At 47.8% G+C, this 11099-nt stretch carries 11 protein-coding genes; 6 read left to right on the forward strand and 5 right to left on the reverse strand.

All coding sequences use genetic code 11. The annotated features are described in order from the left end of the window. Nucleotides 1-173 precede the first annotated feature (173 nt). On the reverse strand, nt 174-2990 hold the full coding sequence (gene secA, locus QUB12_RS17800; protein ID WP_333145444.1) for a preprotein translocase subunit SecA: 2817 nt from the start codon (nt 2988-2990) through the stop codon (nt 174-176). A 471-nt stretch (nt 2991-3461) separates the two neighbouring features. Continuing rightward, nucleotides 3462-4394 carry a ribonuclease Z gene (locus QUB12_RS17805; RefSeq protein WP_333145443.1) on the reverse strand — a complete coding sequence of 311 codons (933 nt, stop codon included), beginning with the start codon at nt 4392-4394 and terminating at the stop codon, nt 3462-3464. Nucleotides 4395-4663: 269 nt separating this feature from the next. Here QUB12_RS17805 and QUB12_RS17810 point away from each other — a divergent pair, with 269 nt between their 5' ends. The 3 genes from QUB12_RS17810 to QUB12_RS17820 all read left to right on the forward strand — a co-directional run bounded on the left by QUB12_RS17810 (nt 4664) and on the right by QUB12_RS17820 (nt 6414). After that, nucleotides 4664-5839 carry a SpoIID/LytB domain-containing protein gene (locus QUB12_RS17810; protein WP_333145442.1) on the forward strand — a complete coding sequence of 392 codons (1176 nt, stop codon included), beginning with the start codon at nt 4664-4666 and terminating at the stop codon, nt 5837-5839. Then, nucleotides 5826-5975, forward strand: coding sequence for a hypothetical protein (locus QUB12_RS17815; RefSeq protein ID WP_333307845.1), 150 nt, complete (start codon nt 5826-5828; stop codon nt 5973-5975). Before QUB12_RS17810 ends, QUB12_RS17815 begins: the two co-directional genes overlap by 14 nt. 214 nt (nt 5976-6189) lie before the next feature. Then, nucleotides 6190-6414 (forward strand): hypothetical protein, encoded by a 225-nt coding sequence (locus QUB12_RS17820; protein WP_333145441.1) that lies wholly within the window; start codon nt 6190-6192, stop codon nt 6412-6414. 151 nt (nt 6415-6565) lie between these two features. Here the strand turns inward: QUB12_RS17820 and QUB12_RS17825 are convergent, their stop codons facing one another. Together QUB12_RS17825 and QUB12_RS17830 are read right to left on the reverse strand one after the other, a co-directional pair. After that, complete coding sequence (locus tag QUB12_RS17825; RefSeq protein ID WP_333145439.1) at nt 6566-6688, reverse strand: hypothetical protein; 123 nt, start codon at nt 6686-6688, stop codon at nt 6566-6568. A 52-nt stretch (nt 6689-6740) separates the two neighbouring features. Next, nucleotides 6741-8066, reverse strand: a complete 1326-nt coding sequence (locus QUB12_RS17830; RefSeq protein ID WP_333145438.1) for a hypothetical protein — start codon at nt 8064-8066, stop codon at nt 6741-6743. A 636-nt stretch (nt 8067-8702) separates the two neighbouring features. Here QUB12_RS17830 and QUB12_RS17835 point away from each other — a divergent pair. The 3 genes from QUB12_RS17835 to QUB12_RS17845 all read left to right on the forward strand — a co-directional run bounded on the left by QUB12_RS17835 (nt 8703) and on the right by QUB12_RS17845 (nt 10593). Next, entirely contained in the window at nt 8703-9224 is a 522-nt protein-coding gene (locus tag QUB12_RS17835; RefSeq protein ID WP_333039118.1) for a photosystem I assembly protein Ycf3, read from the forward strand. Nucleotides 9225-9386: 162 nt separating this feature from the next. Continuing rightward, nucleotides 9387-9668 (forward strand): Asp-tRNA(Asn)/Glu-tRNA(Gln) amidotransferase subunit GatC, encoded by a 282-nt coding sequence (gatC, locus tag QUB12_RS17840; RefSeq protein ID WP_333145503.1) that lies wholly within the window; start codon nt 9387-9389, stop codon nt 9666-9668. A gap of 208 nt (nt 9669-9876) precedes the next feature. Continuing rightward, nucleotides 9877-10593, forward strand: coding sequence for a TrkA family potassium uptake protein (locus QUB12_RS17845; RefSeq protein WP_333145501.1), 717 nt, complete (start codon nt 9877-9879; stop codon nt 10591-10593). Here the strand turns inward: QUB12_RS17845 and QUB12_RS17850 are convergent. Continuing rightward, nucleotides 10550-10906, reverse strand: coding sequence for a hypothetical protein (locus tag QUB12_RS17850; RefSeq protein ID WP_333145436.1), 357 nt, complete (start codon nt 10904-10906; stop codon nt 10550-10552). The genes QUB12_RS17845 and QUB12_RS17850 overlap by 44 nt on opposite strands. Nucleotides 10907-11099 lie beyond the last annotated feature (193 nt).

The following is an 11099-nucleotide window of genomic DNA, read 5'->3' on the forward strand; positions in this document are numbered from 1 at the left end:
GTTATACAATATTTCAATGCAACTATCTGTATTTGGTCTTCTTATATTCTTCTTCCATGACACGGGTGGTGTAAAATCAACTTCCCGGAAGAGCCTGGAAGCAACAGTCAACAGTCAACTGTTAACAGTCAACTGTCAACTGTCAACAGTCAACAGTCAACAGTTAACTATTTTCAAACCATCTCTGGCGAAACTTGCATTGCCGGCTGCGGCTGGAACTGGAACAGCGAATAAACCACATTGCGGCGGATATCCGTCATCATGTCCAAGAACAGCTCGTAACCTTCAGTTTTGTACTCGATTAACGGGTCTTTCTGCCCGTAACCACGCAGCCCTACAGACTCGCGCAAAGCATCCATTTGTTGCAAGTGTTCCCGCCACAAAGTATCAATTTGCTGCAAAATAAAGAATCGTTCCGCATCTCGCATCAATTCAGCTCGGATTGCATTAACTTCCGCTTCTTTAATGTCGTAAGCATTGCGGACTTGTTCGTGCAAGAATGTTTTAATTTCCTCAACGGACAAATCTTCTAGCTGATCCGGTGTCATGTCAGCGAGCAGATAAACAAATTCCTTCACCTTGCTCACAAGTTTGTCGAGTTCCCATTCTTCCGAAGGTAAATCGGGATTGATGTATGCTCCCACGATGTCATCCATCGTCTGTTCGGCATACCTAATTACCTGTTCTTTGGAGTCCAAACCTTCCAATACTCGGCGACGTTCCGCATAGATTGCTCGACGCTGATTGTTCATCACTTCGTCGTATTCAAATACCTGCTTGCGGATATCGTAATAGTAGGTTTCGACTTTTTTCTGAGCGCCTTCGAGGGAACGAGTCAGCATTCCAGATTCGATCGGCATATCTTCCTCAACACCGAAAGCCTTCATCAAACCGGCCACCCGTTCGCCGCCGAAAATCCTGAGCAAATTGTCTTCCAAACTCAAGAAAAACCGCGTTGAACCGGGGTCTCCTTGGCGTCCCGCCCGGCCGCGCAACTGATTGTCGATCCGGCGCGATTCGTGGCGTTCGGTACCGATGACGTGCAAGCCTCCCAACTGCACGACTTCATCGTGTTCGGTGCTGGTAAAAGCATCGTACTCCTTGCGAGTTAAATTGTAAGCTTCCCGCAATTTTTGAATTACCGGGTCTTTTGTCGGCGCTTTTTCCGAAGCTATAGCCACGATATCATCGGCTTGCAATTCCGTGAGCGATCGCGCGCCGTACTCCTTCACCGCCAATTCCACCGCCGCCACGAGCATTTGTTCGGCATTTTTCGATAGCTGCGTCGGGAAAATCTGCGCCGAAGCTTTCCAAGACTTTACCTTTTTCTTAGTCGGATCAAAACCTTGAGGTGCGGGGCGGCCACCAATACCCGGCACTTGCACCACCGAAAACCCGTCATCATCCTCGGGTTGCACGATGCGGGGCATAAAATACTCCCGCAACTTGAGGCGCGCCATGTACTCAGAATTACCGCCCAAAATAATATCTGTACCGCGTCCCGCCATGTTTGTGGCGATCGTCACAGCGCCTTTGCGTCCGGCTTGAGCGATAATTTCTGATTCCCGCTCCACATTTTCCGGTTTAGCATTAAGCAAATTGTGAGGAATTTTCCTCTCCAGCAGCAGCCGCGACAGCAACTCCGACTTTTCTACGCTTGTCGTACCCACCAGCACCGGCCGACCCACCTCGTGCATTTCCGCGCATTCTTGGGCGATCGCATTCCACTTCCCAGCCTCCGCCTTGTAAACCATATCCGAAAGGTCTGTGCGGCTGGTAATCCGGTTAGTGGGAATCAGCGTCACTTCCAGTTTGTAAATCTTCTCAAACTCCGTCTCTTCAGTCTTCGCCGTCCCAGTCATCCCCGACAGCTTCGGATAAAGCAAAAAGAAATTCTGATAGGTAATCGTCGCCAGTGTCTGAGTTTCCGGCTGAATTTCCGCCCGTTCCTTGGCTTCGATCGCCTGGTGCAAACCGTCACTCCAGCGCCGTCCCGGCATCACCCGGCCGGTAAACTCATCCACAATCACGACTTCGCGATCGGGAGTGACGATGTAGTTAATATCCTTAATAAACAATTCCTTGGCCTTAATCGCATTAAAAATGTAATGCGCCCAAGGGTCAGCCGGGTCGTACAAATCCGTAACACCCAACAACCGCTCAGCTTCACCAAACCCTTCATCGGTCAATAGCACATTCCGAGCCTTTTCATCAACCTCGTAATGTTCTTCATTTTCCTTTCTCAGAGCAGCAGCTACCTCAGCCGCCCGTATATACTTCTCACTGGGGCGTTCCACCTGGCCGGAAATAATTAAAGGCGTCCGTGCTTCATCAATCAGCACCGAGTCAACCTCGTCAATCACGCAGAAATTAAAAGGACGCTGCACAACGTCTTCCATGACCGTAGCCATGTTGTCGCGCAAATAATCAAAGCCGACTTCGCTGTTAGTCGCGTAGGTAATGTCGCAGTTATAATTTTTCTTTCGTTCCACCTGATCCATGCCCTGCTGAATCAGTCCCACAGTCAATCCCAGGAAGCGGTGCACTTGCCCCATCCATTCCGCGTCCCGCCTTGCGAGATAATCGTTGACGGTGATGATGTGTACGCCTTTACCGTTGAGGGCGTTGAGGTAAGCCGGCAGCGTCGCCACGAGAGTTTTGCCCTCACCGGTTTTCATTTCGGCAATTTGGCCTTTGTGCAGGATAATGCCGCCGAGGAGTTGGACATCAAAGTGGCGCATTCCTAAAACCCGTTGTCCCGCTTCCCGCACCACTGCAAAAGCCTCCGGCAAGATTTCGTCTAGGATCTCTTTCTCTTCGTTGAGAGATTTAGCTTTTGCCAGACGTTCTTGAAACTCCGCCGTTTTGCCTCTGAGGCCGTCGTCTGAGAGTGCGCGGAAGTCTTCTTCCAAAATATTGATATCAGCTACCCAAGGCTGAAATTTTCTCAGTTTGCGCGCGTTGGGATCGCCTAGCAGATTTTTAAACATGGCAGGAGAGGCAGATTTTTAATAATTTAGCTATTAGCTTTCAGGGTTACGGGCTGTAGTGTTAGCCACAACATATACCCTCCCCGATTGTAGCAACCATTGGCTGTCCTGGGCCGTGGCTGCGGTCGATCGCTCGATTTTGGATTTTGGATTTTGGATTTTGGATTGAAGTTGGTGAAGGTGGGTAGCGATCGCCACTCACGTATCGGTGCTTATTGACAATTGCAGAGCATAACAGGCTTTCCGGCCTGTTCCACAATAGATTAATGTTTTTGTAGGATTAATTTCCGCAACAGGCTGGACGGCCTGTTCCACAAGAGGTTCATGTTTTTGTGGCATTAATTTAAGCAACAGGCAAGATGCCTGTTCCACAAGAGATTAATTTAATGTTTTTGTGGGGTGGGCATCTTGCCCGCCCCGATCGCCCTTATTGAAAATGCTCTCACATCTGAACCCAGATTAATCCTAGTTTTAAACAGGCCTGGGCACTTCGTAAGTCAAAAAGTCGTAAGCCATTTTCGTATTCGGAAAAATTGCCTGCGCTTCCTTGAGCAAATCATCCAGGACGATCGCATTCCCCGGAGCGTAACGCGGGCTAAAATGCGTCATAATTAACTGTTTCGCCCCAGCCGTCAAAGCCACTTGAGCCGCCATTGTCGAAGTTGAATGCAGGCGATCGAAGGCCATTTGAGCATCTTGATGGGCAAAAGTAGCTTCATGCACCAACAAATCAGCATCCTTCGCCAATTCCACCGCCCCGTCACAAAAAACCGTGTCGGTACAATAAACAAACTTGCGCCCGACTTGATCTGGGCCGCAAAAATCCGTACCTTTAAACTGCCGCCCGTCCTCTAACTTTACCGTCTTTCCTTGTTTTAACTCGCCGTAAATTGGCCCGGAAGGAATGCCCGCAGCCTTCGCTTTTTCTACATCAAAATGTCCCGCACGATCTTTCTCAGTTACTCGATAACCAAAAGCAGTAACTCGGTGCTTCAAAGGGCCGCAGCTAACAATATATTCGTCATCTTCATAGATGACTCCCTCGTGAATTTTGTGTACCTTAACCGGGTAAGAAAAATGAGTTTGAGAATAACGAACGCCAGCTTGCAAATATTCTTCAAGTCCCGGAGGCCCGTAAAGATCGATGCGCTTGACATTCCCCGCCAAACCGCAGCTAGCCAGCAAACCCATTAAGCCGAAAATATGGTCGCCGTGCAGGTGAGTGATGAAAATGCGGCTCAGTTGGCTGACTTTGAGATCGCTGCGGAGAAACTGGTGCTGAGTTCCTTCGCCACAGTCAAACAGCCAGAGTTCCGCTCGCTGGGGCAACCGGAGGGCGATGCTGGAAACGTTGCGCGATCGCGTGGGTACGCCGGAGCTAGTTCCGAGAAATGTAATCTGCAAGAGTCAAATCACCTCAATTAAGTCTTAAAAAATATGTTACATATATCCAGAGTGCGGCTGATCCGACATACAGGAAATAGTCGCAGCCAGGAACCGGGATAAATCGCTGTTCCTGCGAACATCTAGTTGCTAAAATCATTTTCGACAAGCGCACAGAGCGATCAACCCAATTCTAACGTTTTCTTTCTTCCGTTCCCCTTCCTTTTTCCCTTGCCTTGCCTTCCCTTAAAAATTCTTAAACTCATACAGCACAGGAGGAAAATTTTCAAATGCAGTCAGGAGTATTTTTTGGTTCCGTTTTTTCGACATTAAAAAAACGCTACTTTTGGATTTCGCTGTTGTTTTGGCTGGTAATGGTAGCCCCAGCACAGGCCGCGCTGATCTTGCGAGTTGCGGTACAAGACGGGGCAAGTCAGATAAAAATCGGCAGTTCTACAAAGGCTGCAATCCGCGACGGTAGCGGGCGCAATTTGGGCGAACTGCCGGCAAACAGTTCTCAGTCAGCTCAATTTCGATCGGGAACAGTGGCAATTGGTCGCTGGGCCGCCAACCAAGTTTGGATCGAGCCGACGGGGAACGGTTATGTCTGGATTGGCGATCGTTGGTATCGGGGACGCACGCTTCTAGTTCCCCAAAAAGGAGGCTTGACTGCCATCAACTACGTCAATATCGAACAATATCTCTACAGCGTTCTCGGCGCCGAGATGAGTGGCAATTGGCCTCAAGAGGCTTTGAAAGCCCAAGCAGTCGCCGCCCGTTCCTACGCTATCCACCAGCGCCTCAAAAGCGAAACCGACCTTTACGACGTGGACAGCACTCAGTATTCCCAAGTTTACAAAGGACTGCAAACAGAATCTTCTGGCACTTATTCCGCAGTCGATGCAACCGCCGGTCAAGTTCTGGCCTACAACGGTCAGATTATTTTAGCCGCTTTCCACTCTGCCTCTGGGGGACATACTGAAAATGTCGAGGATGTTTGGACGGAACCTCTGCCTTACCTGCGTGCTGTTCCTGACTTCGACCAAGGGGCCCCGGTTTACCAATGGAAAGAAAATTTTTCCCGGGCTCAAATCAGCAATAGGATTTCTGGCGTGGGTAATGTGATCTCGATGAAGCCAGAACGCACTACCGCTCACGGCAGCGTTTTGAAGATGAAAGTAGTTGGAGATGGCGGTTCTAGGGTCATGACTGGCGCAGATTTACGCCGGGTTCTAAATTTGAGGAGTACCCGGTTTACCGTGATTCCTCAGTATGGGGGCGGTGGGAACCCAAGGAACAGCGGCCAAGCTCCTACCGGTTTTCAAGTTGCTGGCAAAGGTTTCGGTCACGCTGTAGGAATGAGTCAGTGGGGGGCCTACAATTTGGCCAGACAGGGATACGGCTACCAGCAGATTTTGTTGCACTATTACCGAGGTGCTACTTTGGCTAGAATTGCAGTCCAGTAACTGCTGGGAATGGGGAAGAAGGAAGAAGGAAGAAGGAAGAAGAAGGAAGAAGGGGGAAGGAAGAAGGAAGAAGGAAGAAGGGGGAAGGAAGAAGGGAAAAACAGCTATTCCTGTATCCCTGACTTCCGTGTCCTGAATACAGGGAATTGGGAATTGGGAACTTGTACGGCCCTTCGACTACGCTCAGGAACCGCGTAGTGGCAGGCCAGGAACCGCGTAGCCGAAGTATTGGAAATTGGGAATTGGCAGTTGGCAATTGGCAATGACTAATGACTAATGACTAATGATTGATGACTAATGATTGATGACTAATGACTAATGACTAATGACTAACTACATTAAGGATTGCTATGCAAAAGTGGGAGTATTTATTTGTGGATGCGAATATGTATCCTTTTGGAAACAAGCTGATTAGTTTATATGTAAACGGTGAAGAACAGCGAGATTGGAAACAAGGCTCGCTGCATCAATTTGTCAATCATTTGGGGGAGGAGGGATGGGAACTTGTGGCTCTGGATCACGACTCGAAGTATGACCAAAATTGTTTGATTTTTAAACGCCCTAAGCTTATTTAATAAAACTCGGATTAAAAAAACTTCTGACATCCATAAAGATTGATATTTTCCACAATTCTTAGCAACGAGCTAAAAGCCCGTTCCCCAACAAAGATATTTTATTGTGGAACAGGCCTCCTGCCTATTCTTGAAAAGAGTACCAGATTTCAGTTCAACCTAACGGGAGCATCTCATATTTGTAAAAACACTTCTTCTGGCTCCTTCCTTCTTCCTCTTTCCTCCTGCCTCCTGCCTCCTGCCCCAAAACTCCAATTTCTAGCTTTGCTGCTTTCATTGAGATGCTCACAACCTAACTTAACAACAAACCACAGTTTTTTTCATTAGTATTACAACTTGTCCGAGCGATCGAGCCTGCGCTGCCATTCGGCATCTATTTTGGCTGACTGTTCTAGTTCTTGTTGGGTTAATTCTGTTTCTGTTGTATAAGCTAAGTCTTCTCCAGTCAGAACGTTTTCTGCTGCAAATTCCTGGGCGTAGGCCAGTTTTTTGAGCAAGTTGGCATCGGGTTCGTTTAATAACATTGCTCGCTGCTGACGCTCTTGATTGCGGGCTTCTATCCGGCTATTTTTCCACTGAATCCAGAAGTAGCGAATTAAAGGAATTGCGAGAAATCCGACGCCGTAAATTAGGAGCATGGGATAAACAGCGCTGACGAAACCGATAAATCCACCGACGATTAAATTATTAGTTAATAGATTCCCCAAAACTAACGCACCGACAAGATTGACGGCTCCTAACCCTGCTGCGAGCATGATTTGTCCTGAACTGGCGTTGCTGAAACGCCACAGCATTTCTCGCAAATAAGCTGCTACTGGTTCAGAATTTCTCTCGGTGGCTGTGGTTTGCAATTGCGGAAAATGGTAGACTATTTGCCCTTCGGGACTGACTTCGGGGCGGCCGTCAAAACGGGCGAGAGCCGGTAGCATATATTGTTCGTATTCTCGGGCGTATCCCTGTCCAAGATTTTCGAGATAGGGGGCAATTTGTTCGGCGGCGACGGCACCTCGGTTGTTGCGAATTGCAGTCGCAATATCGCTCCACTTGCGCTCTTCTAGATTGTGATTGGGATTGCCGTCTCCAAAGAGAAAGGAGAAAACTGCTTCCAGAAAACTCATCTCGGGTTTTGGGCCAGTTAAGCGCGATCGCTGCTGGTAGTATGGTTGGTCATGGTTCCAGTAAAATATCCAGCTTAACTCGTTCCAGAAGTAGGGAAAAAAGGAAAAGCCGCCGCCTCTGCCGCCCCCGCTACCACCGTCTCCTCCGCCGCCGCTGTTATTGCTGTCGCTGCTGGAGAGTAAACTGGAGATTAAAATAGTGATAGCAACAAAAATTAAGAGGATGGAAGCTACCAGCACTATGCCAAAAGATATCCGAATCAGGTAAAATAAAACTCGCCAGATTTTTTGCCACCATTCCTGCAACTGCAAGCGCAAGAATTTGTTTCGCAAAATATCTCGAAAGTTCTTGGGGAATAGGTAGGCAATGTCGCCGGATTCTGCTACTTGCAGGTTGCCGCCTGCTTCGGAGGCGAGGGTTAACAGTTCTCGCTGGGCAAAATTGACATCTAATCCAGCTTTTGCCGCCACGTCTCCAACCGTAACGCGGTAGCCAAGTTGTTCGACGGCTTGCATAATGGTGGGATTCGGAGCCATAGGTTTCTCTCTGTGAAAATTACCCGGTTATTTTTATTATATATTGCGGGAATTCGAGCTGGTTTTGGCGATCGGGTTTCGGATTTTTTTTGATGCTGCCCTTGACTTTGGGGCAAAATATTGCTAGTGTTTTGCCGAATAACTTTTAAGTATGGGCTGAACTCGAATAGCTTAATAAAACTTTGTGATTGAATTTCTCTTCGGCATTTGCTTTTGCTTGTTTGCTCTGAGGGTCAAGGAGGGTGGATTATGGGTACAGTTAGTAAGGTACGGTGCGCGATCGCCCGTTGGCGTTAGCAAAGCAATCCGAAGGAAAGCCATCGAAGAGGAGAGGATGGCCCCTGCACCCTCCAGCAGAACTTTTCCCTTCGGCGCGGGTTTTTGTAAGTTTTGTGTAGAGTGCCAGAGATATGTTAAAGAAATCTAGTTTTTTTGCAAGTCTTGCAAGACTTCTATAAAATAGATAGAGCTTGCGCGGGTGTTAAACCCAAGGGCGTGTTTTAAGGTTCGCACTTGCGATCGACTAAACTTTTTAGCGCCCTCAACACAACGGCCCACTACAACAGTGGCGCAATTATTAATAGCAAAACTTTACAGGCTAATTTTTCGGATTAGCCACTAACCAAAGAATCGCATATGCCAAGAACTCAACGCAACGATAACTTTATTGACAAAAGTTTCACGGTAATGGCTGATATCATCCTCAAGATTATGCCAGCCAAAAAGCAGGCGAAGGAAGCTTTTGCTTATTACCGGGATGGTATGTCAGCTCAAGCAGATGGCGAATATGCTGAAGCCCTGGACAATTATCATGAAGCGCTGAAGCTGGAGGAAGATCCTTACGATCGCAGTTATGTCTTGTACAATATGGGGCTGATCCATACTAGCAACGGCGAACACGATAAAGCTTTGGAATATTACAGCGAGGCTTTGGATCTCAATCCGAGAATGCCACAAGCACTGAATAATATTGCTGTAATTTACCACTATCAAGGGGAAAAGGAAAAGGAAGCTGGCAATATTGAAGGCGCGGAAGGGCTGTTTGATAAAGCTGCGGATTATTGGAAGGAGGCTATTCGCTTGGCCCCAAACAATTACATTGAGGTACAAAATTGGCTGAAGACGACAGGCCGATCGCAAATTGATGTGTATTTTTAACTAGGATGGGCATGGGGCACGGGGCATAGGGCATAGTTAGTAGTTAATAGTTGGTAGTTAGTCGTTTCTCTAATAACAAATAACCAATTCCCTATGTCCAATGCCCAATGCCCAATGCCCAATGCCCAATTGCCCATTCCCCATTCCCCATTCCCGATTTTTATGATTGACAGAGAAGAAGTTCGGAAAGTAGCGAATTTAGCGAGATTGGAATTAACGCCGGAAGAAGAAGAGCAGTTTACTGGTCAACTTAACGGTATTTTGGATTATTTTGAGCAGTTGAGCGAACTAGATACGAGTAAGGTACAGCCGACAACGCGGGCGATCGATGTTAGTAATGTAATGCGATCGGACGATTTGCAACCTTTTGCTAAGGGAGAAAGTATTTTGGAGGGATCTCCCGATCGCGATGGGGAGTTTTTTAAAGTTCCTAAGATTATGTAGGGTTCCCCCTACGCAGCTAACTGAGGAACATCCCTTGAGGGGCGGGCTAGCAATGCCTACCCCAAAACCCGATTAAATTAACTGTCGAACAGGTAATAAGTAAGCCCGGTAGAAGCCACCCCACAAGCCGATTAAACTGATAGAAACCCAACACAATATCGCTCATAGCGATGATCGGGAAAGTTCATTTTTGGGGCGACAAATAGTCATGTACGTATTAATTGGTGGAGCAGGAATGATGGGGCTGGGTTTAGCCCAGCAGTTATTAAAACTCGGTCATACGGTTGCAATCCTCGATGCCGACCCGCTGGCTTGTCGCTTTGCTCGTGAAAAAATCGGAGTGATGGCATTTGAAGGCAGTGCGGTGAGTACAACGGTTCTTCTGGAAGCGGGAATTAAACAAGCAAACGCAGTCGTTGCAGCACTCAGGGATGATGCACTGAATTTAGCGCTCATCACCCTATCCAGGAGCTATGGCATTTCCCATATTGTGGTGCGGATGCGCGATCGCGAATTCATGGAAGCCTATCGCCTTGCCGGAGCCAGTCACATCATCAGCACGATTGATTTGGCAGTCGCAACAATGGCGAATGCGATTGAATACCCTCAAATCGAATCGATGATGCACTTTGAACAAGGACAAGTCGAGGTGCTAAAGCTGCCCGTTCCAGGCGATTGCAATGTGGCAGGTCGCACCGTTGCTCAAATTGCTCAAGACCCTCGTTTTCCAAAAGGTTCGCTGATTATTGGTTATCAATGCCATGCCTGCGCCAATCTGGAGATTCCAAACGGCAATACTGTTCTAGAAGCAGGTTCTACCATCTTGGTCGTCACCCGTCCAGAGCTAGTTCACCAGATGATTGATTACCTTCGCATTCGCGCTAGTCATCTGCCAACGTTAGAAGTTTCTCATCCAAATCTTTGATGTAAGGATGAACCAGATCCTCTGGGACAATTCGCTTGCGGAGGGCATCGCTAACTGCTCCTTTTTCTGCTAGAAGCAATCGCCGCCGAATCGTATCTAGCCCGGTGCGATCGCCCTGTACTTGCCCGGCCCGATGTTTATTGTAGAGATCGCGCAGCACTCGCTCAGAGTGTGCTACTCGTGCTTGATATGATGCCCATAACTCTTCGTAAACTGCCTTCGGCAACACACCAGATTTCAGCAAACTATCTAGCTCATCTTGAGCCGCTTTGGAAGCGATCAACTGAATCTGTAACTGCCCAGCTTCCTGCATTACATCAGAAACACGGCTAATTTTTAGTCGTTTTACTAGCCAGGGTAAACTTAATCCCTGTCCTACCAGGGAGCTAGTCCCTAGGTAGCGAATAAATAGACAAAATGATACACTTATAGACAAATATGCGGTGTACCATTTTGTTTAAGCTCGCGCGTTTTCGCAAAAAAGCTGGGATTGTCAGTAAAAACAC

Source organism: Microcoleus sp. B7-D4 (assembly GCF_036705125.1).
In the GTDB taxonomy this organism is placed as follows: Bacteria; Cyanobacteriota; Cyanobacteriia; order Cyanobacteriales; family Microcoleaceae; genus Microcoleus.

What these genes read in the sequence shown, in the direction of transcription:
- secA (WP_333145444.1), bottom strand. Translation starts at nt 2,990, where the DNA reads ATGTTTAAAAATCTGCTAGGCGATCCCAACGCGCGCAAACTGAGAAAA.
- QUB12_RS17810 (WP_333145442.1), top strand. Translation starts at nt 4,664, where the DNA reads ATGCAGTCAGGAGTATTTTTTGGTTCCGTTTTTTCGACATTAAAAAAA.
- QUB12_RS17820 (WP_333145441.1), top strand. Translation starts at nt 6,190, where the DNA reads ATGCAAAAGTGGGAGTATTTATTTGTGGATGCGAATATGTATCCTTTT.
- QUB12_RS17825 (WP_333145439.1), bottom strand. Translation starts at nt 6,688, where the DNA reads ATGAAAGCAGCAAAGCTAGAAATTGGAGTTTTGGGGCAGGAGGCAGGA.
- QUB12_RS17830 (WP_333145438.1), bottom strand. Translation starts at nt 8,066, where the DNA reads ATGGCTCCGAATCCCACCATTATGCAAGCCGTCGAACAACTTGGCTAC.
- QUB12_RS17835 (WP_333039118.1), top strand. Translation starts at nt 8,703, where the DNA reads ATGCCAAGAACTCAACGCAACGATAACTTTATTGACAAAAGTTTCACG.
- gatC (WP_333145503.1), top strand. Translation starts at nt 9,387, where the DNA reads ATGATTGACAGAGAAGAAGTTCGGAAAGTAGCGAATTTAGCGAGATTG.
- QUB12_RS17845 (WP_333145501.1), top strand. Translation starts at nt 9,877, where the DNA reads ATGTACGTATTAATTGGTGGAGCAGGAATGATGGGGCTGGGTTTAGCC.
- QUB12_RS17850 (WP_333145436.1), bottom strand. Translation starts at nt 10,906, where the DNA reads ATGCAGGAAGCTGGGCAGTTACAGATTCAGTTGATCGCTTCCAAAGCG.